At 60.6% G+C, this 23799-nt stretch carries 27 protein-coding genes; 17 read left to right on the top strand and 10 right to left on the bottom strand.

What is annotated here, in order from left to right; translation table 11 throughout:
* The first annotated feature begins 498 nt into the window (after positions 1–498).
* The 3 genes from KJY40_RS08680 to KJY40_RS08670 are packed head-to-tail and all read left to right on the top strand — an operon-like array spanning position 499 to position 5422.
* A complete protein-coding gene (locus KJY40_RS08680) occupies positions 499–1857 on the top strand; it encodes a TolC family outer membrane protein (protein WP_230736205.1) in 1359 nt (452 codons plus the stop codon).
* A 33-nt stretch (positions 1858–1890) separates the two neighbouring features.
* A complete protein-coding gene (locus tag KJY40_RS08675) occupies positions 1891–4050 on the top strand; it encodes a type I secretion system permease/ATPase (RefSeq protein WP_230736203.1) in 2160 nt (719 codons plus the stop codon).
* A gap of 10 nt (positions 4051–4060) precedes the next feature.
* The gene (locus KJY40_RS08670) at positions 4061–5422 is read left to right on the top strand and encodes an HlyD family type I secretion periplasmic adaptor subunit (protein ID WP_230736201.1); all 1362 of its coding nucleotides are present in this window, start codon (positions 4061–4063) and stop codon (positions 5420–5422) included.
* A gap of 144 nt (positions 5423–5566) precedes the next feature.
* Here KJY40_RS08670 and KJY40_RS08665 read toward each other — a convergent pair whose 3' ends face one another.
* Both KJY40_RS08665 and KJY40_RS08660 read right to left on the bottom strand, forming a co-directional pair.
* Positions 5567–6163 (bottom strand): tRNA-uridine aminocarboxypropyltransferase, encoded by a 597-nt coding sequence (locus KJY40_RS08665; RefSeq protein ID WP_230736199.1) that lies wholly within the window; start codon positions 6161–6163, stop codon positions 5567–5569.
* Between the two features lie 4 nt (positions 6164–6167).
* Positions 6168–7061 carry a LysR family transcriptional regulator gene (locus KJY40_RS08660; protein WP_007956593.1) on the bottom strand — a complete coding sequence of 298 codons (894 nt, stop codon included), beginning with the start codon at positions 7059–7061 and terminating at the stop codon, positions 6168–6170.
* 205 nt (positions 7062–7266) lie between these two features.
* Here KJY40_RS08660 and speB point away from each other — a divergent pair, with 205 nt between their 5' ends.
* The 6 genes from speB (at position 7267) to KJY40_RS08630 (ending at position 12853) form a co-directional block, all read left to right on the top strand.
* On the top strand, positions 7267–8217 hold the full coding sequence (gene speB / locus KJY40_RS08655) for an agmatinase (RefSeq protein WP_007956591.1): 951 nt from the start codon (positions 7267–7269) through the stop codon (positions 8215–8217).
* A gap of 10 nt (positions 8218–8227) precedes the next feature.
* Complete coding sequence (locus KJY40_RS08650; RefSeq protein WP_011332982.1) at positions 8228–8650, top strand: YybH family protein; 423 nt, start codon at positions 8228–8230, stop codon at positions 8648–8650.
* 55 nt (positions 8651–8705) lie between these two features.
* The gene (locus tag KJY40_RS08645) at positions 8706–10217 is read left to right on the top strand and encodes a purine-cytosine permease family protein (protein ID WP_230736197.1); all 1512 of its coding nucleotides are present in this window, start codon (positions 8706–8708) and stop codon (positions 10215–10217) included.
* A gap of 153 nt (positions 10218–10370) precedes the next feature.
* Positions 10371–11750 (top strand): sodium:solute symporter, encoded by a 1380-nt coding sequence (locus KJY40_RS08640; protein ID WP_230736195.1) that lies wholly within the window; start codon positions 10371–10373, stop codon positions 11748–11750.
* Positions 11751–11834: 84 nt separating this feature from the next.
* Positions 11835–12560, top strand: a complete 726-nt coding sequence (locus KJY40_RS08635) for an MBL fold metallo-hydrolase (RefSeq protein WP_230736193.1) — start codon at positions 11835–11837, stop codon at positions 12558–12560.
* 44 nt (positions 12561–12604) lie between these two features.
* Positions 12605–12853, top strand: coding sequence for a hypothetical protein (locus KJY40_RS08630; RefSeq protein ID WP_007956577.1), 249 nt, complete (start codon positions 12605–12607; stop codon positions 12851–12853).
* A gap of 94 nt (positions 12854–12947) precedes the next feature.
* Here the strand turns inward: KJY40_RS08630 and KJY40_RS29590 are convergent, their stop codons facing one another.
* A complete protein-coding gene (locus KJY40_RS29590) occupies positions 12948–13076 on the bottom strand; it encodes a PA1414 family protein (protein WP_003184145.1) in 129 nt (42 codons plus the stop codon).
* A gap of 142 nt (positions 13077–13218) precedes the next feature.
* Complete coding sequence (ptrR, locus tag KJY40_RS08625; RefSeq protein WP_230736191.1) at positions 13219–14112, bottom strand: putrescine utilization regulator PtrR; 894 nt, start codon at positions 14110–14112, stop codon at positions 13219–13221.
* A gap of 104 nt (positions 14113–14216) precedes the next feature.
* Here ptrR and KJY40_RS08620 point away from each other — a divergent pair, with 104 nt between their 5' ends.
* Entirely contained in the window at positions 14217–15398 is a 1182-nt protein-coding gene (locus KJY40_RS08620; RefSeq protein WP_230736189.1) for an MFS transporter, read from the top strand.
* On the opposite strand, the gene KJY40_RS08615 is transcribed toward KJY40_RS08620, so the two are convergent.
* Positions 15343–16275, bottom strand: coding sequence for a DMT family transporter (locus KJY40_RS08615; RefSeq protein WP_230736187.1), 933 nt, complete (start codon positions 16273–16275; stop codon positions 15343–15345). The two genes, KJY40_RS08620 and KJY40_RS08615, sit on opposite strands and share 56 nt — an antisense overlap.
* Positions 16276–16299: 24 nt before the next feature.
* Between KJY40_RS08615 and KJY40_RS08610 the strand changes: the two genes are divergently transcribed.
* A complete protein-coding gene (locus KJY40_RS08610; RefSeq protein WP_230736185.1) occupies positions 16300–16443 on the top strand; it encodes a hypothetical protein in 144 nt (47 codons plus the stop codon).
* A gap of 126 nt (positions 16444–16569) precedes the next feature.
* On the opposite strand, the gene KJY40_RS08605 is transcribed toward KJY40_RS08610, so the two are convergent.
* Positions 16570–16974 (bottom strand): DUF2177 family protein, encoded by a 405-nt coding sequence (locus KJY40_RS08605; RefSeq protein ID WP_230736183.1) that lies wholly within the window; start codon positions 16972–16974, stop codon positions 16570–16572.
* Positions 16975–17019: 45 nt separating this feature from the next.
* Positions 17020–17856, bottom strand: a complete 837-nt coding sequence (locus tag KJY40_RS08600) for a CvfB family protein (protein WP_230736181.1) — start codon at positions 17854–17856, stop codon at positions 17020–17022.
* A 351-nt stretch (positions 17857–18207) separates the two neighbouring features.
* Between KJY40_RS08600 and KJY40_RS08595 the strand changes: the two genes are divergently transcribed.
* The 3 genes from KJY40_RS08595 to KJY40_RS08585 all read left to right on the top strand — a co-directional run bounded on the left by KJY40_RS08595 (position 18208) and on the right by KJY40_RS08585 (position 20271).
* A complete protein-coding gene (locus KJY40_RS08595) occupies positions 18208–18396 on the top strand; it encodes a hypothetical protein (protein WP_016985943.1) in 189 nt (62 codons plus the stop codon).
* A gap of 208 nt (positions 18397–18604) precedes the next feature.
* A complete protein-coding gene (locus KJY40_RS08590; RefSeq protein ID WP_230736179.1) occupies positions 18605–19321 on the top strand; it encodes a TorF family putative porin in 717 nt (238 codons plus the stop codon).
* A 77-nt stretch (positions 19322–19398) separates the two neighbouring features.
* On the top strand, positions 19399–20271 hold the full coding sequence (locus KJY40_RS08585) for a DUF6279 family lipoprotein (protein ID WP_230736177.1): 873 nt from the start codon (positions 19399–19401) through the stop codon (positions 20269–20271).
* A gap of 3 nt (positions 20272–20274) precedes the next feature.
* Here the strand turns inward: KJY40_RS08585 and KJY40_RS08580 are convergent, their stop codons facing one another.
* Positions 20275–20667, bottom strand: coding sequence for a transcriptional regulator (locus KJY40_RS08580; RefSeq protein WP_230736175.1), 393 nt, complete (start codon positions 20665–20667; stop codon positions 20275–20277).
* Positions 20668–20844: 177 nt separating this feature from the next.
* Here KJY40_RS08580 and KJY40_RS08575 point away from each other — a divergent pair, with 177 nt between their 5' ends.
* Complete coding sequence (locus KJY40_RS08575; RefSeq protein ID WP_230736173.1) at positions 20845–21579, top strand: DUF899 domain-containing protein; 735 nt, start codon at positions 20845–20847, stop codon at positions 21577–21579.
* Positions 21580–21662: 83 nt separating this feature from the next.
* Here the strand turns inward: KJY40_RS08575 and KJY40_RS08570 are convergent, their stop codons facing one another.
* Together KJY40_RS08570 and KJY40_RS08565 are read right to left on the bottom strand one after the other, a co-directional pair.
* A complete protein-coding gene (locus tag KJY40_RS08570) occupies positions 21663–22094 on the bottom strand; it encodes a DUF2846 domain-containing protein (RefSeq protein ID WP_230736171.1) in 432 nt (143 codons plus the stop codon).
* Positions 22091–22519 carry an Sbal_3080 family lipoprotein gene (locus KJY40_RS08565; protein ID WP_230736169.1) on the bottom strand — a complete coding sequence of 143 codons (429 nt, stop codon included), beginning with the start codon at positions 22517–22519 and terminating at the stop codon, positions 22091–22093. The genes KJY40_RS08570 and KJY40_RS08565 overlap by 4 nt, the downstream gene beginning before the upstream one ends.
* 166 nt (positions 22520–22685) lie before the next feature.
* On the opposite strand from KJY40_RS08565, the gene KJY40_RS08560 reads away from it, so the two are divergent.
* Together KJY40_RS08560 and KJY40_RS08555 are read left to right on the top strand one after the other, a co-directional pair.
* Entirely contained in the window at positions 22686–22961 is a 276-nt protein-coding gene (locus KJY40_RS08560) for a hypothetical protein (protein WP_230736167.1), read from the top strand.
* A gap of 249 nt (positions 22962–23210) precedes the next feature.
* Complete coding sequence (locus KJY40_RS08555; RefSeq protein WP_230736166.1) at positions 23211–23795, top strand: papain-like cysteine protease family protein; 585 nt, start codon at positions 23211–23213, stop codon at positions 23793–23795.
* Positions 23796–23799: the final 4 nt, after the last annotated feature.

The following is a 23799-nucleotide window of genomic DNA, read 5'->3' as shown; positions in this document are numbered from 1 at the left end:
GGTTTGCGAAGCAGCCCATGGCTCAAGCGGGTTGTCGGGGCGACGCTCGCACCTCGACAGTTCGTTTCGCAGGTTGCGCAAATCCAGAAACGCCAGCGCCATCAGGCACTTGGAATCTCTGTTCGATGCAGCACGCCCACTAGCGCTACGTAACGGTGGTGAATCACCCAAGTGACAAAAAAATGTCGCTCATCAGCCGCTACGCGTCCCTCCCCTTTAGCAGTACTTCGCCCGTATGTCGCAAAGTGAGTGGAACTTTCCTCAAGCCTTTCTGTGCTCCCTAACGCGCATAAAACAAAGGCTTTCGAGAGGAACAATGTGCCGGAATTGGCAAACCGCATAAGTTTTTTTTGGCATAGCCCTTATGAAAATTTTTTCTTAGCTACGCTTCAGGATGTTCTTAGCTCTGTTGTTACAGGCATGAAACGCTTTCTACTAAAAATATCGTCAATAAATTGGCGACAGCGGAACACCATCAGGACTCAGGGAGATGCACCCATGCGCGTTCTAACCCCCCTCTGCAGTGCGGTTTTGCTGGCCATGGCTTGCACTTCCCAAGCTCAGGCCATGAACCTCACCGAAGCGATCCAGAGCACCATCGCCACCCACCCCGAACTTGCCTCGCGCGTGGACGCGCGCCTGTCGGCTGATGAACAGGTGAAGGTCGCCAAGGGCGGCTTCTATCCGTCGGTGGATCTGAACGCTGCTTACGGGCGTGGCTACAGCGACAACACCAACACCCGGGCCTTCGGTAACCACCACACCGAAATCCTCAATTACACCCAGTCCGAATTGCGTCTGCGGCAGATGCTGTTCGACGGTTTCAACACCGCCAACGAAGTCGAGCGCACCAAGGGCGTTTCCAACTCGCGCGCCTACTATGCGCAAGGCACCGCCCAGGACCTGGCCCTGCGCACCATCGAGGTCTACCTCGAAGTGCTCAAGCGCCGTGAGTTGGTGACCCTGGCCAAGAACAACCTGCAGGCGCACTTGCGCGTCAACGACCAGATCGGCCTGCGCACCGAGCGCGGCGTGGGCAGCACCGCCGACTCCGATCAATCGGTCGCCCGTAAGGCGCTGGCGCAGAACAACCTCGACACCGCCGAAGTCGATCTGGCCGACGCCGAATCGAACTTCTACAGCGTGGTCGGACGAATGCCCGATGAGCTGGAAACCCCCGCCTCGACCCGCGGCGAGTTGCCCGCCACCTTGCCCGAAGCCCAGCAGAGCATGGTCGAGAACAACCCGTACCTGAAATCCGCCCAGGCCGACGTGCAATCGGCCGAGAGCCAGTACGAAGTCGCCAAGTCGCCGTTCTACCCGCGCTTTGATGCCGAAGCGGCAGTCGGCGCCAACAACAACGTGCAGGGTGACGAGGGCCACGACAACGAATGGCGGGTCGGCGTGGTGATGAACTACAACCTGTTCCGCGGCGGCAGCGACAAGGCGCGACTGGCCTCCGATGCGCACCAGATCAACCAGGCGATGGACATCCGCAACAACGCCCTGCGTCAGCTCAACGAGAACATTCACCTGGCCTGGAACGCCATGGTCAACGCCAAGAAGCAGACCCCGACCGCCCGCGAATACGCAGAAACCACCAAGCGTGTGCGCGCCGCGTATCAGGATCAGTTCGGCCTCGGCCAGCGCACCCTGCTCGACCTGCTCGACAGTGAAAACGAGCTGTACAACGCCAACCGCCGCTACACCGAGATCCGCTACACCGAGGAGTTCTCGATGTACCGCGTGCTGGCAAACATGGGCCAGTTGTTGAACAAGCAGCGGATCGTGCTGCCGGCCGATGCGATTGCCGCGACCGAGGTGAAGAACGAAGCGCGCTTGCCTGAACTGAAGTAGTCCCGATGATGCAGTGCCAGGGGAGCGATCAATATGACCAGCATGCAGTCCGGTAACACCGGGATCGATCCGCGGCTGAGCTTCGATGACCCGTTGCTCGACGGTCTGTTGATCCTCTGCAAACTGCATGGCGCGACGGTCAGTCGCGCCAGCCTGAGCGCCGGCCTGCCCCTGGACAGACAACGCCTGAGCCTGGACCTGCTGCCCCGCGCCGCAGCCCGGGCCGGGTTGCAGGCGCGCTTGCTGCGCCGGGAACTCAAAGACATTTCACCGCTGAACCTGCCGGTGCTGTTGCTGTTGGGCAACGGGCGCACGGCGGTACTGCGGCGGTTTGCCGAAGACGGCAAGGCGCTGATCCTGCCCAGCGAAGCCGACGGCGGCGAGCAATGGGTCAGCCGTGAAGAACTCACCGAACACTACAGCGGCCAGGCCCTGTTCGCCCGGCCCCGGCATGAACTGGAAGACCTGCGCTCGCCGCTGGTGCCACGGGTGCAGGCATGGTTTCGCGACACCCTGAAGCTGTCGAAATGGCTGTACAGCGATGCGATCCTCGCCAGTTTCCTGATCAACCTGCTGGGCCTGATGGTGCCGCTGTTCGTCATGCAGACCTACGACCGCGTGGTGCCGAACCAGGCCACGTCAACCCTGTGGGTGCTGGCCATCGGGCTGCTGATCGGCACCGGTTTTGAACTGGTGCTGCGGGTGGTCCGCGCGCACCTGCTGGACACCGCCGGCAAGAAGACTGACGTGATCCTTTCCGCGACTTTATTCGAGCGCATCACCGGCATGGCGATGAAGGCCCGGCCGGCGACCATCGGCGGATTCGCCCAGAGCATTCACGACTTTCAGGGGCTGCGCGAATTTCTCACCGCCGTGACCCTGACCAGCCTGATCGACCTGCCCTTCGTGGTGTTGATGCTGGTGGTGATCGGCCTGCTCGGTGGCTGGCTGGTGGTGATTCCGCTGCTGGCGTTTCCGATCACGATTATCTTCGCGATGATCATTCAGGCCCGTCTGCGCGACACCGTGCAGAAAAGCCTGAGCCTTGGTGCCGAGCGTCAGGCATTGCTGATCGAAACCCTCGGCGGCCTGGAAACCCTCAAGGCCTGCAGCGCCGAAAGCGAGCGCCAGCACAAATGGGAAAGCACCCACGGCGCCCTCACCCGCCTCGACAGCCACGCCCGTAATCTCTCGGCGCTGGCCACCAACGGCACGCTGTTCATCCAGCAGTTTTCGGGGATGGCGACGATTGTGGCCGGGGTCTACAGCATCATCGCCGGCAACCTCAGCGTCGGTGCACTGGTGGCCAGTTACATGCTCGGCAGTCGCGTGCTCGCGCCGCTGGGACAGATCGCCGGACTGATCACGCGCTACCAGCAAGCGCAACTGACCATGAAAAGCACCGATGCGCTGATGTCCCTGCCCCAGGAGCGCGACGGCAAACAACGTCCGCTGGAGCGCACGCAATTGCAAGGCGCGCTGGACGCCAACGCCGTGACTTTCCACTACAACGGCCAGAATGCCCCGGCCTTGAGCAACGTCAGCTTCAGCGTCAAACCCGGCGAGCGGATCGGCATCATCGGCCGCAGCGGCTCGGGCAAAAGCACCCTGGCGCGGCTGGTGATGGGGTTCTACGAACCGGAAGAAGGCCAGTTGCTGCTCGACGGCCTCGACCTGCGGCAACTGGATGTCGCCGACCTGCGCCAGCAGATCGGATACGTGGCCCACGACCTGCCGCTGCTGGCCGGCAGCCTGCGTGACAACCTGACCCTCGGCGCCCGCTACATCAGCGATTCGCGGATGCTTGAAGTCGCTGAACTGACCGGCGTCACCGAGCTTGCCCGGCAGCATCCGCAAGGCTTCGACCGGCCGGTGGGCGAGCGTGGGCAACTGCTCTCCGGTGGCCAGCGCCAAGCCGTGTTGCTGGCGCGGGCGCTGTTGCTCGACCCGCCAATCATGCTGCTCGATGAACCCACCAGCGCCATGGACAACAGCAGCGAAGATGTCCTGCGCCAGAAGCTGCACGGCTGGGTGCAGGGCAAAACCTTGCTGCTGGTCACCCACCGCACCTCGATGCTGAGCCTGGTGGACCGGTTGCTGGTGCTGGACAACGGCCGGATCGTCGCCGACGGTCCGAAAGAAGCGGTCATCGATGCACTGCGCAAGGGCCGGGTCGGCTCGGCAGCGGTCTAGGAGTTGCCCCATGTCTGCTTCCTCCTCTTCAAAACCGCGCGGTTACTTCGACAGTTTCGGCAAAAGCGCCGAGGCTGAATTCATGCCGGAAACCGCTGGCGCCTCGTTGCAGGATTCACCGCGCTGGTCGCGCATCACCGTGTGGCTGGCGGCGGCGCTGTTGATCAGTGCGCTGGTCTGGGCCAAGCTCGCCGTGCTCCAGGAAGTGACCATGGGCGAAGGCAAGGCGATTCCGTCGAGCAAGGTTCAGGTGATCCAGAACCTCGAAGGCGGGATCGTCACCGAGATCTTCGTGCGTGAAGGGCAAATGGTCAGCAAGGGCGATACTTTGCTGCGTCTGGATGACACGCGGTTTCTGTCGAACAAGGGCGAAAGCGAGGCCGATCGTTATGCCCTGACCGCGCAGGTCGAACGCTTGTCCGCCGAGGCCGAAGGACGGCCGTTCAAGCTCTCGGACGAGGTGATTGCCAAGGCCCCGCAAGTCGCCGAGGACGAGCGCTCGCTTTACGAACAACGGCAACGGCGGCTGGCCAGCGAGCAACGCACCCTCAGCGAACAACTGCGGCAGAAGGCGCAGGAACTGGCGGAGTTTCGGTCGAAACAGGGGCAATACAGTTCGAGCCTGGCGCTGGTCAATCAGGAAATGAACATGTCCGAACCGCTGGTCAAGACCGGCGCCGTGTCGCCGGTGGAGATCCTGCGACTCAAACGCAGCGCCGTGGAAATTCGCGGTTCATTGAACGCCACGACCCTGGCGATTCCCCGCGCCGAATCGGCCATCGCCGAGATCCGCAGCAAGATCGACGAATCGGAACAGACCTTCCGTTCCGAGGCGGCCAAGGAGCTCAACGAAAAACGCACCGACCTGTCGAAAATCACCGCGTCGAGCATCGCCATCGACGACCGCGTCAGCCGCACCACAGTGACTTCGCCGGTGCGTGGGGTGATCAAGCAGATGAAGGTCAACACCATCGGCGGCGTGGTCCAGCCGGGCAGCGACATGGTGGAAATCGTGCCGCTGGAAGACAACCTGCTGATCGAAGCCAAGGTGCGGCCGCAGGACGTGGCGTTCCTGCATCCGGGCCAGAAAGCCATGGTCAAGTTCAGCGCCTACGACTACACGATCTACGGCGGGCTCAGCGCCAAGCTTGAACTGATCGGCGCCGACACCATCACTGACGACAAGGGCAACAGCTTCTACCTGATCCAGGTGCGCACCGACAAAAACCATTTGGGCGGGGATGTGAAACCGCTGCTGATCATTCCGGGAATGGTGGCGACAGTGGACATCATCACCGGAGAGAAAAGCGTGCTGGATTACCTGCTGAAACCGGTGCTCAAGGCCCGGACCGAGGCAATGCGCGAACGCTAGTAATGATCCGGATTGAATGCTGAATGATCTGGCCTCTTCGCGGGCAAGCCCGCTCCCACAATGTACCTGTCGTACACACAAGCTGAGTACGACGCCATACCTGTGGGAGCGGGCTTGCCCGCGAAGAGGCCAGTGAGAGCACCCTTATTTTCCAGCATGATTGCGCTGGAAAGTCTCCTCCCCCATCGCCGCAATCTGCCCTTCGATCAGCGCCTCGAACGGCTTGAGCAACGGCTCGAAAGACGCCGGCGCTTCCAGCGTCTGCAACGCCTGAACGATCGCCTCGATGGTCGACAACGCCCCCGGCCCCGGTGCCTTGCGCAGCCGATACCGTGAAACCCCACCCTGCGCCAAAGTCACCCGCGGCAACGCCGCCAGCAGCGGATTGAGGTGCAGCATCTTGCGTGCCTTGCGCCACGTGCCGTCCGGCACTACCAGCAACAGCGGTTCATCGGACGCGGCGTAAGCCTGCATCGGCTGCGCATCGTCCGCCGGAAACAGCAATCGCGCCCGATACCCCGGCCGGTTCAGCAGCGTTGGCAAATCCTCGAACACCTCGCCGACGATCAGTTCGGCATTGTTCAAACCGAGCGCCGCCAGCCGCGCAGTGTTGAGCGCGTGATTGACCTCGCTCGGGTGCTGCAACAGCAACACGCGGGTGCGGCTGTCGAGGCTGGGGATCAGCGGGCAAAGGCAATGGGTTTGTGGGCGCAGGCAGCGCGGACATTGGGGTCTGGACATGTTCTTATGCCTGATTGAGCTGCGCTTTGAGCAGGTCGCGGAAAGTCTGGATCAGCGGCTCGCGGCTGCGACCACGGCGCATGATCATGGAAAACGGCGCCTGATAACCGAAGGTCGCCGGCAGCAGCACCCGCAGATCGCCCTTGTCAGCCCAGGCCTGGGCGTAGTGCTCCGGCAGATAACCGATATAGGCGCCGGACAGCACCAGAATCAGTTGCGCCTCCATACTTTCCACGGTGGCGGCGCTGTGTTTGAAACCGTGGCGCGCCAGTTCGGCCTGGCTCCAGTAGCCGCGTCCGACCATGCGTTGCTGGGTGATGACCTGCTCGGGAATCCGCCGTTCGTTGAACAACGGATGACGGCTGCTGCAATACAGCCAGTGCTGCTCGCGGTACAGCGGCATGTACACCAGACCGCTCATGCGCGTGGAGAATGCGCCGATGGCCAGATCGAGGCGGTTGTCCTGCACGCCGAGTTGCAGTTCATACGGGCTCATCACCGACAGATGCAAATGCACCGCCGGGTGTTCCTGACTGTAGGCGCCGATGGCTTCGGCGAACGGCAAGGCCTTGTCGCTGACCGTGGAGTCGATCACTCCCAGATTGAGCGTGCCGCGCAGTTCGCCCTTGAGCGCAGCGGCGTATTGCTCGAAACCTTCGAGTTCGGCCAGCAGGCGCAGGGTTTCCTGGTGGAACAGCTCGCCCTTGCTGGTCAGGCTGAAACCGCCGCGTCCGCGATGGCACAGCACCAGACCGAGCGCGGCTTCGAGCTGGCTCATGTAGGTGCTGATCGCCGAGGTCGACAGGTTGAGTTCCTGCTGCGCGTTGGCAAACCCCTGATGGCGCACGACGCTGACGAAGATGCGCAAAAGTTTCAGGTCGGGTAAAGCGTTGGCCATGGGGACTCCACTGATCGGGCAACGAGCATGGGCGAGAAGTCTATCTCCAGCCATTCCATTAGTTTAGAAAAATCTGAACTAAGTTTTTGTTCGTAGCGATTCTTCCGCCCCACTACATTTCGCAGAATCGGCCCACAGCGGTGCCCGTGACCTTGCGAATGCGGTGCGCCGACATAAATAAAACAAAGACGATGAGGCCCTACCCGTGGACAAGATTCTTCACCAACCACTGGGCGGCAACGAAATGCCGCGCTTCGGCGGCATCGCCACCATGCTCCGACTCCCCCATGTACCGACCGCTGCCGGCCTGGACGCTGCCTTCGTTGGCGTGCCACTGGACATCGGTACTTCGCTGCGCCCCGGCACCCGCTTCGGGCCGCGCGACATCCGCACCGAATCGGTGATGATCCGCCCGTACAACATGGCCACCGGCGCTGCGCCGTTCGACTCGCTGTCGGTTGCCGACATCGGTGACGTGGCGATCAACACCTTCAACCTGCTCGACGCCGTGCGCATCATCGAAGAAGCCTACGACAACATCCTCGAGCACAACGTGATCCCGATGACCCTGGGTGGCGACCACACCATCACCCTGCCGATCCTGCGTGCCATCCACAAAAAGCACGGCAAGGTCGGTCTGGTACACATCGACGCCCACGCTGACGTCAACGATCACATGTTCGGCGAGAAGATCGCCCACGGTACGACCTTCCGTCGCGCCGTCGAAGAAGGTCTTCTGGACTGCGACCGCGTGGTGCAGATTGGTCTGCGTGCGCAGGGTTACACCGCTGACGACTTCAACTGGAGCCGCGATCAGGGCTTTCGCGTGGTGCAGGCCGAAGAGTGCTGGCACAAGTCGCTGGAACCGCTGATGGCCGAAGTACGCGAGAAAGTCGGTGGCGGTCCGGTGTACCTGAGCTTCGACATCGACGGCATCGACCCGGCCTGGGCGCCTGGCACCGGCACCCCGGAAATCGGTGGTCTGACGACCATTCAGGCGATTGAAATCGTTCGCGGCTGCCAGGGCCTCGACCTGATCGGTTGCGATCTGGTAGAAGTCTCGCCCGCTTATGACACCACCGGCAACACCTCGCTGCTGGCCGCCAACCTGCTGTACGAAATGCTCTGCGTACTGCCGGGCGTCGTCCACCGCTGAGGGTCGGGTCATGAACGAACGTGATCAGGTTCTGAAAGCGGCCGCCGATCTGGTGTCCGCCTTCGCCCGCAACGATCGCGAAGCCTACTTCGGCGCATTCAGCGCCGATGCCAGCTTCGTGTTCTACACCCTCGAACAGCCCCTGCTGTCGCGCGATGCCTACCAGGCGTTGTGGGACAGCTGGCGCGCCGAGGATGGCTTCGAGGTGCTGTCCTGCACCTCGAGCAACGCCTTCGTCAGCCTGCAGGGTGATGTGGCGATTTTCATCCATGACGTGGCCACCGAGCTGCGCATGCAAGGGGAGCAACACTTCAGCCAGGAGCGCGAGACGATTGTTTTCAAGAAACAAGCGTCGAGCCTAGAACAACAAGGCCATTGGCTGGCCTGCCACGAACATTTGTCCGCAATGCCGGAAGGGCTGCCATCCCCTTAGCCAAGACAGGTGACGCTCACGCACGATGAGCGCGCCTTTGTGATCGGAGCAGATCATGAATAACAACAACAAAGACCAAAGCCTTACGCAGATTGAAACCCACGGGGTCGAACAGATCCCGGACAACGAACGCACCGCCGGTCCCGTGGACTTGTTCCGCATGATCTTTGGCGGCGCGAATACCTTTGCCACCGCCGTGCTCGGCAGTTTCCCGGTGCTGTTTGGCCTGTCCTTTCAGGCGGGCGTCTGGGCGATTGTTTCGGGCGTGCTGCTTGGCTCGCTGATCCTCGCACCGATGGGCCTGTTCGGCCCGCTCAACGGCACCAACAATGCCGTGTCGTCCGGTGCGCACTTCGGCGTGCACGGGCGGATCGTCGGTTCGTTCCTGTCGCTGCTGACCGCCATCGCCTTCTTCTCGCTCTCGGTGTGGAGTTCGGGAGATGCGTTGATCGGTGGTGCGAAACGCCTGATCGGCCTGCCGGAAACCGACCTGACCCTGGGCCTGGCCTATGGTCTGTTCGCGATTCTGGTGCTGACCGTGTGCATCTACGGCTTCCGCTTCCTGCTGTGGGTGAACAAGGTCGCGGTGTGGAGCGCGAGCCTGCTGTTCCTGCTGGGCATCTTCGCCTTCGCCGGTCCCTTCGATTCGCACTACGCCGGCACTGTCAGCCTCGGTCAGCCGGGCTTCTGGGCGGCGTTCATCGGCGCTGCGCTGGTAGCGATGAGCAACCCGATTTCCTTCGGTGCGTTCCTCGGCGACTGGGCTCGCTACATCCCGCGTGAAACTTCGCGCAAGCGGATCATGGCGGCAGTGATTTTCTCGCAGATCGCCACCTTCATCCCGTTCCTGTTCGGCCTGACCACCGCGACCATCGTGGCGATCCAGGCGCCGGACTACATCGCGGCCAACAACTACGTCGGCGGTCTGCTGGCGGTGTCGCCGAGCTGGTTCTTCCTGCCGGTGTGCCTGATTGCGGTGATCGGCGGCATGTCCACCGGCACCACCTCGCTGTATGGCACCGGGCTGGACATGTCGAGCGTGTTCCCGCGTCTGCTGTCGCGGGTCAAGGCGACGTTGCTGATCGGCGTGCTGTCGATTGCCTTCATCTTCATCGGGCGCTTTGCGGCGAACCTGGTGCAGAGCGTGTCGACCTTCGCCGTGCTGATCATCACCTGCACCACCCCATGGATGGTGATCATGATCATCGGCCTGGTGGTGCGTCGCGGCTTCTACTGCCCGGACGACCTGCAAGTGTTCACGCGCGGCGAGCAAGGCGGGCGCTACTGGTTCAGCCACGGCTGGAACTGGCGCGGCCTGGGTGCCTGGATCCCGAGCGCGGCGGTCGGCCTGTGCTTCGTCAACCTGCCGGGGCAGTTCGTGGGTCCGCTCGGTGAGTTGGCGGGCGGCATCGACATCAGCCTGCTGGTGACTCTCGGTCTGGCTTCGGTGATGTACCTGATGTTGCTGAGCCTGTTCCCGGAACCGGCGCTGGTCTACGGCCCGAAGGATCCCCGGAGCCAGGGTACTGCCAACGCAGCGAAGCCTGAAATGCGTCAGCCAGCCTGACACCATCCCCTGTGGGAGCGGGCTTGCTCGCGAAAGCGATCTGTCAGTCACATTAATGTTGAATGTGCCGCCGTCTTCGCGAGCAAGCCCGCTCCCACAAGGACAAAATGATTTCTGTTTCACCATAAAAAAGACAATCGGAGACACGCCATCATGGCTTTGGATTTATTCGTCGTCCTCATCTACGCCGCCGGCATGCTCTTGCTCGGCTACTTCGGCATGCGCAAGGCCAAGACCAACGAGGACTTCCTGGTCGCCGGGCGTAACCTCGGCCCGAGCCTGTACATGGGCACCATGGCCGCGACCGTTCTCGGTGGCGCGTCCACCGTCGGCACCGTCCGCCTGGGCTACGTGCACGGCATTTCCGGTTTCTGGCTGTGCGCGGCACTGGGTTGCGGCATCGTCGCGCTGAACCTGTTCCTGGCCAAGCCGCTGCTGAAACTGAAGATCTACACCGTTACCCAGGTGCTGGAAAAACGCTACAACCCGATGGCCCGCTCGGCGAGCGCAGCGATCATGCTGGCCTACGCGCTGATGATCGGCGTGACCTCGATCCTCGCCATCGGCACCGTGCTGCAAGTGCTGTTCGGCCTGCCGTTCTGGATCTCGGTACTGCTCGGCGGTGGCGTGGTGGTGGTGTACTCGGCCATCGGCGGCATGTGGTCGCTGACCCTGACCGACATCGTCCAGTTCATCATCAAGACCGTCGGCCTGATGTTCATCCTGTTGCCAATCTGCCTGTACCGCGTCGGCGGCTGGGACGAGCTGGTGCTGAAACTGCCGGCCACCGCCTTCAGCTTCACCACCATCGGCTGGGACACGATCATCACCTACTTCATGATCTACTTCTTCGGCATCCTGATCGGTCAGGACATCTGGCAACGGGTGTTCACCGTCAAGAACGAAAAAGTGGCTCAGTATGCCGGTAGCTTCGCGGGCATCTACTGCATCCTCTACGGTCTGGCCTGTGCCCTGATCGGCATGGCGGCGCACGTGCTGATCCCGGATCTGGACAACGTCAACAACGCCTTCGCCGCGATCGTCAAACTGTCGCTGCCGGACGGCATCCGTGGTCTGGTGATCGCCGCCGCCCTGGCCGCGATGATGTCCACCGCCAGCGCCGGCCTGCTTGCCGCTGCCACCACCCTGACCGAAGACCTGCTGCCGAAACTGCGTGGCGGCAAGCAGTCGAGCCTGGGTGTGAACCGTCTGTTCACCCTGCTGACCGGCATCGTGGTGCTGGGCATCGCACTGGTGGTCAACGACGTGATCAGCGCCCTGACCCTCGCTTACAACCTGTTGGTGGGCGGCATGCTGATCCCGCTGATCGGCGCGATCTTCTGGAAACGCGCCACCACTGCCGGCGCCATCGCCAGCATGGGCATGGGTTTCGCCACCGCCTTGCTGTTCATGTTCAAGGACGGTCTGGACGCCAACACCCCGATCTACTACAGCCTGGCTGTGGGTCTGGTGAGTTTTGTGGTGGTCAGCCTGATGTCCCGTCGCCCAAACGCGGTGGCCAGCGCGATCTAAGCTGAACACAACGACTTGATGCTTTCTTCGGCGGGTGTGGCGTCGGTTGCCACACCCGTTTTTTTCGTCTCAAGGAAAGTGCTAATGAAGATTGTTTCTCGCGATCAGTGGTTCGAAGTGCAAACCCTGAGCGACGGCATTCGGCTGATTCACGAGCCGTACATCCGCCCGTTCTATCGCTGCAACCTGTGGCACGTTCAGGGTCGGGACAAGGATCTGCTGCTCGACAGCGGTTCCGGGCTGGTCAGCCTGCGCGAGCAACTGCCGTGGTTGACCGAACGGCCGCTGGTGGCGGTGGCCAGTCATTGTCATTTCGACCACATCGCCGGGCATCACGAATTTGCCGAACGACTGGTACACCCGGCCGAGGCGGACATTCTGGCAGCGCCGGATGGCGAGAACGATCTGAGCCGGGCCTTCGTCGGCGATGACATGTTCGAAGCGCACCCGGATTGCCCGTTGTGCTACGCCGAATATCGGGTCAAGGCAGCGCCCGCCACCGGTTTTGTCGAGGATGGCGATGTGCTGGACCTCGGCAATCGCACCTTGCAGGTGCTGCACACGCCGGGGCATTCACCGGGCGGAATCAGTCTCTTTGAGGCGGCCACGGAAACCCTGTTCAGCGGCGACATCATTTACGACGGGCCGTTGATCGAAGACGCCTACCACTCCAACCTAGACGACTACGCCGCCAGCCTGCGCCGTTTGCAGGAGTTGAAGATCCGCACAGTGCATGGCGGGCACTTCGGCAGTTTTTCCGGAGAGCACCTGCGCGGGATGATTGACGAATGGTTGCGCCAGCACGCCTGAGGCCTGCTGTACTCCAGTCAGACCAACAACCATAAAGATCTACCATGAGAAGAGCTGCCGTGCGTGCTGCCGTGCACCGGTTCATCCTGCGCCTGCTGGAAAATCGTGAATTCGACGACAACACCAGCCTCGCGCAGCTGGGGCTGGAAAAAGCGGATATCGAGGATCTGATCTTCCATCTGGAAGATGAATTCGGACTGACGGCCTTCACCGCCGAAGAGGACCGGATGCTCAAGACTGCGAAAACCGCGAATGACCTGAGCCGGTTTCTGATGGAAATCGGGCGTCACTGAAAACAAAAGATCGCACCCGCCCGCCATTCCAATGGAGCGACGGCCGGGTGCGATCTTTTGTCGTTTAAATCCTTTGATCCTTCAAAGCGGGGCATTACCGCCGACGTGGCTGACGCCGACGCTGTTCGTCATCGGTGCGAATCGGGACCGGTTGCAGAGGCGGTTCGATCAAGCCGAGGGCAACACCCAAATCGTGCAGCCAGTTTTGAATTTTCTCTTTCATCGTCATGCCCCCTTCAGGGTGGTGCTGAGCGTCCGGAATTCTGAGGCCGCTTCGCACTGATAATAGTCCGAAGTCCTACGCAATGCTCGGCCAAATCCGCAATGATCTGTTACTGAATTGATCCAAATCCCTGACCGTTCGTTCAAGCCGTTTCCCGCACGTCTTCGCCAGCCACGGGATAGAGCGCCTGCTGCTGTTCTATCCAGGCATTGAGGTTGGCGCCGACCATGCCCCGGCGCCACATGAGCCATGTTGTCGCACTGGCAAAAGGCTCGGCCAGCGGATGCACTGCCACGCTTTCACGCCCCGGCAGGCTGGCGAGCATCGACTCCGACATCAGCGCCACACCACTGCCGGCAATCACGCAGGCGAGCATGCCCTGATAGGACTCGATCTCCATCGCCCGGCCCATTGCCGCCTGATAATGCGCGAACCACGCTTCCAGCCGCGCACGGTAGGCGCAGCCATGACGGAAGGTGAACACCGCCCGACCTTCGACATCCCTGGCGCTGCGTATCGGCGGGTGATCGGCCTCGCTGATCAGCACCAGCCGTTCGTTGCACAGCGGCACACCGTCGATCCCGGCCAGTTGCGGCGGACCGTCCACCAGCGCGGCGTCGAGACGTCCGGTGAGCAGGCCTTCGAGCAATTCACCACTGGGCCCGGACTGCACTTGAAGATTCACCGCCGGATACTGCTTGTGATACCGCGCCAGCAGCCCCGGCAAATGGATCGCGGCGGTGCTGTACAGCGTGCCGAGCACGAAATCCCCCGCCGGTTGCCCGCCCATCACCGCTGCACTGGCCTGATCGCGCAGGGCGAACAGTTTGCCGGTGTAGTCCAGCAGGACTTTTCCCGCAGGCGACAGCTGCAAACGCTGACGCTCACGGACGAACAGTTCGACACCCAGTTGCTCCTCCAGCTGTTTAAGCCGGGTCGACAGGTTCGACGGCACACGGTGCAAACGTTCGGCGGCGCGGGTGATCGAGCCCTCCTCCGCCACGGCCTGGAAGATCCGCAATTGGCTGAACTCCACAACCTTTCTCCTGAACAGAACAAGTTACTCACTATTATTCAATTTTAAAGAAAGTCAATCAGTCCTAGCCTGACGGTCATTGAACCTGCAACGGAATTCAAACCATGTCCCCGCTGATTCGCTTATCCGCCTGTTTCATTGCCTTGATGATGGCCATGGGCATCGGGCGTTTCGCCCTCACGCCACAACTTCCACATTTGATCAGCGAAGGGCAGATCGACCTGACTGCCGCCGGTCTGATTGCGGCGGCCAACTACCTCGGTTACCTGCTCGGCGCGGTGGATGCGATGTTTTCCCGCCGGCCGGATCAGGTGCAGCGGCGCCTGCATGGCGGTCTGTGGTTGTGTGTGCTGTTGACGCTGGCGTCGTTCTGGGCCAACGGTTTCTGGTCGCACCTGCTGCTGCGTTTCGGCACCGGCGTGGCGAGTGCCTGGGTGCTGGTGATGATTACTGCGCTGAGTCAGCCGCTGGCTGCGGCGGCGGGTCGCCCTCGGTTGGGAGCGCTGGTGTTTGCCGGGCCGGGGCTGGGGATTTTTCTGACGGGGTTGCTGGCGCTGTTCTCACATCTGGCGCAGCAGACTTCCGCGACTCTGTGGCTGATTTATGCCGCCGTGGCGTTGGTGATATTGCTGGGGATCGTGCGGATCCTGCCGCAACCGGGCGTCGGTGTGCCGGTCGTGCCGGCTGCCGTGAGTTCATCGAACCGTGGCATTGGGCGTTTGGCGGTGGTGTATGCCTTGTATGGCGTGGGCTACATCATCCCGGCCACGTTTCTGTCGCAGATGGCCAACGCGCAATTTCACGGGCAGTGGCAGGCCGATCTGTTCTGGCCGTGCTTTGGCCTCGGCGCCGCAATTGGCGTGTTGCTGGTGAGTTTGCGTCGGCACGATCCGGAAACCACCCGGCACTGGTTGATGGCGACGTTGTGGCTGCAGGCTGCGGGAGTTTTCGCTTGCCTGTTGGGCAGCGGCCTCGGTCTGGCATTGGGCGTGATCCTGTGCGGCACGCCGTTCCTGGCCTGCATGCAACTGGTGATGCAACGCTCCCGGGAACTGGCGCCCCACGCCACCCAGCGCAACGCCGGCCTGCTCACCGCATGCTTCGCCGTCGGTCAGCTCAGCGGGCCGTTGCTGGCGGCGGTCAGCAGCCACTTCAGCGGTGGTCTGCAACCGGCGTTGGTGATCGCCGGCAGCGGCCTGCTGATTGCCGGCGGTCTGGCGTGCAAATCGGTTACGGCTGACCGAGGGCTTTGCGCAAACGCCGACGCACCCACTGTTCCGCGCTGACGAAGGTGATGCCGAGCAATACCAGCACGGCACCGATGATGAAGTTCAGGCTCAGTTCTTCGCCGAGCAGCACCACGCCGAAGGTCACGCCGAACAACGGCGTCATGAAGGAGAACACCGCGAGGTTGGCCGCCAGATAACGGCGCAGCAGCCAGAACCAGGTCAGGTAACTGAAGAACGACACCACCAGCCCCTGGAACAACACGCTGCCCACGGCGACGACGGTCAGGCTGACGTGGGTGATCTGGCCGCTGAGCAGCGCGATCAGCAACAGGCCGATGAAGCCGACGATCAGTTGATAGAACAGAGTCAGGGTCACCGGCGCTTCCGACAGGCGCGAAGCGCGCACCACCACGGTGGTCGCGCCCCAACTGGCGCCGGCCAGCACGCCGAGGGCATCGCCCATCAACATGCGGCGGTCGAGGTTGTCCCACGACACGCCGCCGGCAAACGCGATGGCAATGCCGACGAACGCGAGGAAAATCCCCAGCCATTGCACCGGCCGCAGACGCTCACTGGGCAACAGGAAATGCACGCCCAGCGCGGTGAAGATCGGCGCAGTGTAGAGGAACACCGACATGTGCGCCGCCGTGGTCAACTGCAAGCCTTCAGAAATGAAGAAGAACTCCAGACCGAACAGCGCACCGGCCAGCAAACCACCGCGCCAGGTAGCGCCGACCTGATCCCAACCGCCCTTCCAGCAGATCAGCAGTCCTACCAGCAACGCGGAAATCCCCGACCGCCCCGCCGCCTGCATCACCGGCGCAATGTCGGTCGCCGCCCACTTGATCATCACCTGCTGCACGCCCCAGACCAGGCACAGGCCGATCATCACTTGCAGGGCAAACCCGTCGGCACTGCGCCGACTGACGCTCACCTCGACACCTCGAACACACACGACATGGCAGTTTTTCCAATGGTCAAACAAAGCCCCGGCTCTTTGTCCGGGGCGAAAAAGGATGAGTGGATTATTAACCAGTCGGCCAGAAAAAGCCGTCTGGAAAAGACATTTGATTCTCCTGAAGCGTCAGTGGTGATTGGCTGACGGCTGCGCCGTCAATCGCTGGCAAGCCAGCTCCCACAGGATCAGCGGTTTTTACAGATTTTGTGTACGACTGGGACATTGTGGGAGCTGGCTTGCCAGCGATGGCGTCAAGTCAGGCGACCCAGATCAACGAGCTGATCTGCCAAACCAGCTGGCCACAACAAATCCGACCGTACAGGCCAGCGCCGTGGCAAACGTCCCCCAGGCCCAATCCATCAACGACACTTGCGCCGACCAGCCGCGCAACGTCGCCCAGTTGGTCAGGTCATAGGTGCCATAAGCGACCAGCCCGAGCAGCGCGCCCATCCGGGCGGAGCGTTGCCAGGTCAGCGACGGCAACACCACAAACACCACACAACCCAAAACATACAGGCAATAAAAAACCGCTGCTGGCACCAGCAACGGTTTTTCGAGCATCAGCGAACCGAGCAGTTCGCGATAGGTCGGCGCCATCAACACACCGAGCCAAAGGCCGTCGAGCAGAAGAAACGTCAGCAACGTGGCGACGTAGGCAATCAGTGCTTTTTTCATCTGCCCGACCTCAAGTGAGCCCATGCAACATGGGCCACGTCAGGCTCAGGTTAGTTCAATGCGATCGGCATGAATGACGATCTTGCCTTCCTTGTACAACGAACCGATGGCCTTCTTGAAGTTACCCTTGCTGACACCGAACAGGCTGCTGATCAGCGCCGGGTCGCTCTTGTCGCTGACGGCCAGGGTGCCATCGCTTTCGCGCAACTTGGTGAGGATCTTCGAACTCAGGCTGCTGGCCGCTTCCTGCCCCACCGGTTGCAGGCTCAGGCTGATCTTGCCATCGGCACGCACTTCCTTGATGAAGCCTTTCTCGCGCATGCCGGAACGCATGAACTTGAAGATTTCATTCTTGTGAATCAGACCCCAGTGCTTGTTGTTGATGACAGCCTTGAAGCCCATGTCGGTGGATTCGGCCACCAGCAGATCAACTTCCTGGCCCACGCTGTAGTTGGCCGGGGTCTTGTCGAGGTAGCGATCAAGACGTGCAGTGGCGGTGATGCGGCGGGTGTGTTTGTCGAGGTAGACGTGCACCACGCAGTACTCGCCGGCGGTCATCTGGCGTTTTTCTTCGGAGTAAGGCAGCAGCAGATCCTTCGGCAGGCCCCAATCGAGGAACACGCCGATGCTGTTGACTTCAACAACTTTCAAACTGGCAAATTCACCGACCTGAACTTTTGGTTTTTCAGTGGTGGCAATAAGTTTGTCGTCACTGTCCAGATAAATGAAAACATTGAGCCAGTCTTCATCTTCGCTGGGAATATCTTTAGGGATATAACGGTTGGGCAAAAGAATTTCGCCGTCGGCACCGCCGTCCAGATATAAACCGAAGTTAGTGTGTTTAACCACTTGCAAACTGTTGTAACGCCCGACTAAAGCCATTTCCAATACCCTCATTGCGTGGGCGGCATTCTACCCGGTTTTGCCGGGTTCGTCGGTCGCCAGATCGGACGGCTGACCGAAAATCTGTGGGAGGCCTTGATTTTCCTGGATTTTGCGCCGAGCGCGCGCCACTCGTCAGGCCAGCGTGACGGCTTTCGCCTGATCCCGACGCAGCCCGGCATCCTCAAATCGAATAAATGTTGTTATTTAAAACAGCAGGTTAGCGGGATATTTCGAATAATTTATCAAGAATAATCCACCTGCACGCTGGGTTATTCCGGGGGATATTTACCAAGCAATTGTCAAGTTATTCCTGTACGATGCCTGGCCGAGTTACTTTTCTACAGGTTAATGGCCGCCATGCGTGTAAAAGCATCCACCAGCAAAGCAAAGCCAGCTCCAGCCGTTGAAACCAGCGAATCGATCAACGATCAGATCGCGGCATTCCTCAAGTCCGGCGGCGAGATCCAGCAAATTGCCAAGGGCGTCAGCGGCCAGACGTTCGGCCCGTCCAAGCAGATCAGCCTGGGCAAGAAGTAACACCCCGCAGCACACCTGTCCAAAGGCGCTTTGAGCTTCGAAGCGTCTGGACCGGATCCCTCGCAAGACCTCTCTTACGTTTAATCAAATCAACATAAATCGACGAACGGCCTTCGATGCCGATCATTCGCCGGTATCCTTGCACGCGTCTGGATCAAGCGTTTCAGCAGGTTTGTCGCACCTGCGCTCGCTGCTCAAGGAGTGACGCATGCTCAAACCTTCCTGTTTACTGCTTGTAGGCCTGCTGGCGAGCCCGGCGGCGCACGCGCAGATTTTTCAGCGTGAACTCGGCGATTTCGACCTCAAGCTCGGCACCACACCCAGCCGCAGCATGGCCCAGGGGCTGGTCAAACCTTCGGCGGTCGGCTCGTTCCATGGCGGTCTGGACCTGAGCCATGACAGCGGCCTCTATGTCGGCCAGTACGCACCGAGCATGGGCCTCACGCCGGGGAAGAATCTCGAAATCGATTCCTACGTCGGCTTCAAACAACCTTTCGATCAGACCCTCGGCTACGAAGTCGGGATGATCCATTACAGCTATCCCAAGGTCGACACCCTCGACAGCCAGGAACTGTTCGGTGGCCTGACCCTGCTCGGCAGCCGGATCGGCATCGCCCTGAGCAACGATCCGGATAAACAGAACAACACTCTGTTTGCCGACCTGGGTGGCAATCAGCCGTTCGGCATCGGGATCAGCATGAAATACACCACCCATCAGCTCAACACGCCGGTCTCGGTGGACGGGGGTTATGTCAGCAGTTTTACCGATTGGTCGGTGAAATTTTCCCGGCCGTTCATGGGCATCGACCTCGACCTGATCTACAGCGACTCAAGCCTCAGCGGCAGCGATTGCTCGGCCTATTCCGGGCATAACAGTCAGTGCGACGGGCTGGTCACGCTCAAGGCCGAACGCCCGTTCTATTGATTGGCTGAACTGCCGGGTCCATCCTGCGTTCACATGAGAATCAGACCCTCAAGGCTGGCTTTCGCAAGGACTCGCCCATGTCTAGCTGGTTCAAACGCCTCGCCGTTCTACTGATCCTGACCCTCGCCCTCGGCGCCTGCAGCCGTGTCGGCCTGGCCTATCGCAATCTCGACGTGATCATTCCGTGGACGCTCAGCGACTACCTGGACATGAACGGCGAGCAGAAAGGCTGGTTCAATGAACGTCTCAGGGAGCACCTGAGCTGGCACTGCACGACGCAGTTGCCGGGTTATCTCGACTGGCTCGATCGCCTGCAAACCATGGTCGAGACCAATCAGGTCACCGACGCCGCACTCCAGGCCCGCACCGCAGAAGCCAAGCAGGCGATCGCCGAAACTGCCCGGGAAATCACCCCGTCGGCCATTGAATTGCTGCAAGGGCTGGATGATCGGCAAGTCGCCGAAATGAACGACGCCTTCGCCAAAGACCTGCAAAAGCGCCAACAGGAATACCTCAAGCCACCGCTGTCGCAGCAGATTACCGAGCGTGGCGCGCGCATGGACAAGCGACTCAACGACTGGCTCGGCCCGTTGAGTGCCAGGCAGGAACAACGGGTGATGGCCTGGTCGACTGCCCTGGGCGATCAGAACACCCAGTGGATCGCCAACCGCGCCCACTGGCAGAAGCAGTTCAGTGCGGCGGTGGCGCAACGCAACAGTCCCGAATTCCCACAACGGATCGAGACGCTTCTGGTCAATCGCGAGCGTTTATGGACAGCGGATTATCAAAAGGCCTACGCCAATACCGAGGCGCAGGCCCGTTCACTGTTCGTCGATCTGATGGCCGACAGCACGCCGCAGCAGCGCCAGCGCCTGTTGAAAAAGATCGAAGGGGTGCGCAAGGACTTCAATGACTTGAAGTGTCTGAAGGCCGCCCGATCAAACGGATGACCTTCAAGCGATCTGCGCCTTGGACGCCACCTCATCGAACGTCCGCTCATCCAGCGCATCTTCCTGATCATCCAGCACCTCACGCGGATGATCATTGCCGGGAATGCTGCTGTCGATCAGGCTCAACAGGCTGGAACCGCGCGGCGTCAGGCTGAAGTTGTTGCCGGTGCTGCCTTCGTCATCGCCACGGGGCTGGATGTAACCGCGCAACAGCAGCAGTTGCTCATAGTCGCAGGCGAGCGTTTTCAGATGATCCAGATTTTCGATCGGCTCGCCCGCCGCCGCTTTTTCCGCCGCATAAACTTCAGCCACAGAGCGCGGCGCAAAGCTTTGTCCCGCGCCGTTCTGCACTTCATGCAGCAGGCGTTCAATCAAATCCCAGTTATAAGTCGTCATCCTGATTCAACCTCCGGTGCGCGTGATTTTTGGGCGCGTTCACAGGTTGTGACCGGAGCGCTGCGTCACCGTTCAGGATTATTCGGCGCCCCGACCGACCGGCGGTCTGTCGATTTCCCGGGTGGTTGAACGACTAGTCTGAGACAGACGGTTTCAACCCCCGCAGGAGAAATCATCATGAACGTTGAGAATCATCCGGTGGTGTCGCGCGAAGAATGGCTCGCCGCCCGCAAGCAGCATCTGGCCGATGAAAAGGCCTTCACCAGGGAACGCGACCGCCTCAGCGCCAAACGCCGCGCCCTGCCCTGGGTGAAGGTCGACAAGGATTACCGCTTCATGGGGCCGAACGGCGAATTGAAACTCGCTGACCTGTTCGGCAACCACAGCCAACTCGTCGTTTATCACTTCATGTTCGCCAAGGGCTGGGAGGAAGGCTGCCCGGGCTGTTCATTTCTCAGCGACCACATCGACGGCGCCAACCTGCATCTGGCCCATCACGATATTGCCGTAGTGGCGGTGTCCCACGCACCGTTCGCCGAATTCCAGGCCTTCAAGCGGCGGATGGGCTGGACATTCGACTGGGTGTCGTCGGACGGTTGCGATTTCAATTACGACTTTGGCGTGTGCGCCCGTGCGGAAGATGCCGAAACAGGAAAGGCTACGTACAACTACGAAAAGACCGACAGCGCGGAGGAAGAAATGCCCGGGCTGAGCGTGTTTTATCGCGCCGACAATGGCGACATTTTCCACACCTACTCAACCTATGCCCGCGGTCTCGACCTGCTGGTGGGCGCCTACAACTACCTCGACCTCACGCCCAAGGGCCGGAACGAGGATGAGATCATGGAATGGGTGCGGCATCATGATCGGTACGACGGGGCAGCAAAATCCAGTTGCTGCCACGCGACCTGATTCTCACTTGATTGCGATGAAGCGAGACAGATTGTCCGGTCTGATGAATCTGTCTCCGCCTCGCGCGCGGGAAAGCGACGCCATCACTCGACCGGCAAGTATTCGTACCCGCGAACCATGGATTGCCCCTCCTGCGGTTTGCGCAGCCGGATCAGTTCGATCATGTTTTCCTGCGTGTATTCGACGAAGTATTCTTTGCCCGCCTCGACGGGCAGGTTCAGGGAAACGTTGCCGGGGCTAGGGCGCTGCCCTGCGGAAACCTTGTGCAAACCAGGGCTGACGTACACCCACGAATAGTTTTTGCTGCCGAGCGCGACGACGGCACTGTTATTGATGCTGAAGATACTGTCGTAGAAACTGCCCTGAATCACCTGAGTACGCATCATGTAGACCAGCGCCTTGCCCTGCGGTGGCTGGGGCGGCTCGAAGTAAGGTTGAGCCGGTTGATGGTGGCTGCACCCGCCCAGCATCAGCAGGAACAACAGGGCCGGGAGACGCTTGAAGAACAGACTCATTGTTTTTGCCCCAACATCTGGTTGAACACCGGCGCCATTTTTTCCTCGACCGAGGCCAGTTTGGATAAATCCAGACCGCCTTCGTTGGTCAGGTTGTAGTGGGCAGACCCGATAGGCTGTTCACCCTTGTAAAGTTGAACAGTGGCATCGGACAAGTACATGGACAGATCCCAGGAGCGGACGGCGGTGTAGGTCAGGCGGTATTCGCAGTTGGCAGGCACCGGAGCGGTATACACCTGGCTGTCGATGCCGTGGCGACGCAGCAATGTCTGAACACCGGCAACGAAGTCTCCCACGACCACTTTCGGGTTTTCTTCGATGCACAGTCTGGAAATCTTGTATTGAGGAGCCACCGGCTCGACCCTGACGTTGGTGCAACCGGCCAACGCCAGCAACAAGCCTATCGTGACGACTCTGGACAGCATGTTCGATCCTTCAGCAGCAAGTGATATCAATATAATGGCCGCATCCTATTGGAGCATCAGGAAACGGTCAATTGCAGGGCGCACCATCAATACAGGAACTGAACTTTCCCTCGGTCAAAACCCTCAACCGGTTAACCCGCCTTAAGCGGATCTGAGGCCTGCCCCCATGAAAACACTGCTCAAACTCACTCTCGCCACCACACTCGCCTGCGCCCTGCCCGTCTGGGCCTGTACGCCGGAAGAAGCCACCGCCAAACGCGAACAATTGGCCAAGGAAGTCGCGAAGCTCACCGAGCAAAACCCGACCAAGGCCAAGGAGATCAACGCCGAGTTGCAGAAAATGGACCTGGGCACGGCCTCCGCCGATCTGCCGGACAAATGCCAGTTGATCGATCAGCGCTTGAAGGAACTGGGTTCGGCCGAGAAAAAAACCGAGGGATAACACCCACTCAGACAACAGCGGGCTTTGGCATCGGTCAGGCGAGATCGATACCAACGCCTGCGTCCTTTCGTCCGGCAATTTGCATTAGCGCATTATGTTATTTGCACAAATGCATATTCGCACCTAGGGTTACCCCGAGCCTGATCGGAACCGGCCATCGGAGATGGCGACCCTTGAACACCGATCGCTCGGCAATACCGTTATCCCGCAAACGCGGAACGTTTGTTTTCATTCATGGAGGATTGAAAAATGTTAACCACTGAAACAACGGCATTCACCGGCAACACCCTGCCCGAATGTCTGATCGGCCATCTGCTCGACCCGCAACTGGTCGAAGTCGAGGCGGCTGTACAACAACGCGCCCTGGCGGCCGCCAGCCTGAACTTCACGATGCAGCAACAAACCCAGACCAACTGGTGCTGGGCAGCGGTTTCCGCCTCGGTCGGCAATTATTACGGCACCGGGTTCTGGACCCAATGCGCCGTTGCCAGCGCCGCGCTGGATCGCAACTGCTGCAATCAACCGGGGCCGTGCAACGTGTACGGCTATCTCGACGTTGCGTTGAAGATCACCCGCAGTTTCAACGGCATGAATTCGGGTTCGCTGCAGATGTCGGCCATCCAGAACCAGATCAGCATGGGCCGTCCGATCGGCCTGCGCTGTGCCTGGTACGGCGGCGGTGCGCACTTTCTGGCGATCTACGGCACCAACGGCAATTACGTGCTGGTCGCGGATTCGATCTACGGCTACTCGACCCGCGCGCTGAGCTCGTTCCCCGGTTCCTACAACGGCGGCGGCAACTGGACCCACACTTACTTCACGGCGAAAAACTAGGAGG

The sequence above is a fragment of the Pseudomonas fitomaticsae genome (assembly GCF_021018765.1).
Taxonomy (GTDB): Bacteria; Pseudomonadota; Gammaproteobacteria; order Pseudomonadales; family Pseudomonadaceae; genus Aquipseudomonas; species Aquipseudomonas fitomaticsae.
The sequence above is the reverse complement of the archived record's forward strand: the minus strand, read 5'-3'. Positions and strand labels throughout refer to the sequence as shown.

Excerpts from the sequence above, each read along its gene's own strand:
- KJY40_RS08640 (WP_230736195.1), top strand. The coding sequence starts at position 10,371 with ATGGCTTTGGATTTATTCGTCGTCCTCATCTACGCCGCCGGCATGCTC.
- KJY40_RS08585 (WP_230736177.1), top strand. The coding sequence starts at position 19,399 with ATGTCTAGCTGGTTCAAACGCCTCGCCGTTCTACTGATCCTGACCCTC.
- KJY40_RS08630 (WP_007956577.1), top strand. The coding sequence starts at position 12,605 with ATGAGAAGAGCTGCCGTGCGTGCTGCCGTGCACCGGTTCATCCTGCGC.
- KJY40_RS08565 (WP_230736169.1), bottom strand. The coding sequence starts at position 22,519 with ATGCTGTCCAGAGTCGTCACGATAGGCTTGTTGCTGGCGTTGGCCGGT.
- KJY40_RS08575 (WP_230736173.1), top strand. The coding sequence starts at position 20,845 with ATGAACGTTGAGAATCATCCGGTGGTGTCGCGCGAAGAATGGCTCGCC.
- KJY40_RS08580 (WP_230736175.1), bottom strand. The coding sequence starts at position 20,667 with ATGACGACTTATAACTGGGATTTGATTGAACGCCTGCTGCATGAAGTG.
- KJY40_RS08650 (WP_011332982.1), top strand. The coding sequence starts at position 8,228 with ATGAACGAACGTGATCAGGTTCTGAAAGCGGCCGCCGATCTGGTGTCC.
- KJY40_RS08560 (WP_230736167.1), top strand. The coding sequence starts at position 22,686 with ATGAAAACACTGCTCAAACTCACTCTCGCCACCACACTCGCCTGCGCC.
- KJY40_RS08665 (WP_230736199.1), bottom strand. The coding sequence starts at position 6,163 with ATGTCCAGACCCCAATGTCCGCGCTGCCTGCGCCCACAAACCCATTGC.
- KJY40_RS08670 (WP_230736201.1), top strand. The coding sequence starts at position 4,061 with ATGTCTGCTTCCTCCTCTTCAAAACCGCGCGGTTACTTCGACAGTTTC.
- KJY40_RS08610 (WP_230736185.1), top strand. The coding sequence starts at position 16,300 with ATGGCAGTTTTTCCAATGGTCAAACAAAGCCCCGGCTCTTTGTCCGGG.
- KJY40_RS08600 (WP_230736181.1), bottom strand. The coding sequence starts at position 17,856 with ATGGCTTTAGTCGGGCGTTACAACAGTTTGCAAGTGGTTAAACACACT.
- KJY40_RS08590 (WP_230736179.1), top strand. The coding sequence starts at position 18,605 with ATGCTCAAACCTTCCTGTTTACTGCTTGTAGGCCTGCTGGCGAGCCCG.
- KJY40_RS08605 (WP_230736183.1), bottom strand. The coding sequence starts at position 16,974 with ATGAAAAAAGCACTGATTGCCTACGTCGCCACGTTGCTGACGTTTCTT.
- KJY40_RS08645 (WP_230736197.1), top strand. The coding sequence starts at position 8,706 with ATGAATAACAACAACAAAGACCAAAGCCTTACGCAGATTGAAACCCAC.
- KJY40_RS08570 (WP_230736171.1), bottom strand. The coding sequence starts at position 22,094 with ATGAGTCTGTTCTTCAAGCGTCTCCCGGCCCTGTTGTTCCTGCTGATG.
- KJY40_RS08635 (WP_230736193.1), top strand. The coding sequence starts at position 11,835 with ATGAAGATTGTTTCTCGCGATCAGTGGTTCGAAGTGCAAACCCTGAGC.
- KJY40_RS08680 (WP_230736205.1), top strand. The coding sequence starts at position 499 with ATGCGCGTTCTAACCCCCCTCTGCAGTGCGGTTTTGCTGGCCATGGCT.
- KJY40_RS08675 (WP_230736203.1), top strand. The coding sequence starts at position 1,891 with ATGACCAGCATGCAGTCCGGTAACACCGGGATCGATCCGCGGCTGAGC.
- KJY40_RS08620 (WP_230736189.1), top strand. The coding sequence starts at position 14,217 with ATGTCCCCGCTGATTCGCTTATCCGCCTGTTTCATTGCCTTGATGATG.
- KJY40_RS08595 (WP_016985943.1), top strand. The coding sequence starts at position 18,208 with ATGGCCGCCATGCGTGTAAAAGCATCCACCAGCAAAGCAAAGCCAGCT.
- KJY40_RS08555 (WP_230736166.1), top strand. The coding sequence starts at position 23,211 with ATGTTAACCACTGAAACAACGGCATTCACCGGCAACACCCTGCCCGAA.
- KJY40_RS08660 (WP_007956593.1), bottom strand. The coding sequence starts at position 7,061 with ATGGCCAACGCTTTACCCGACCTGAAACTTTTGCGCATCTTCGTCAGC.
- KJY40_RS29590 (WP_003184145.1), bottom strand. The coding sequence starts at position 13,076 with ATGAAAGAGAAAATTCAAAACTGGCTGCACGATTTGGGTGTTGCCCTC.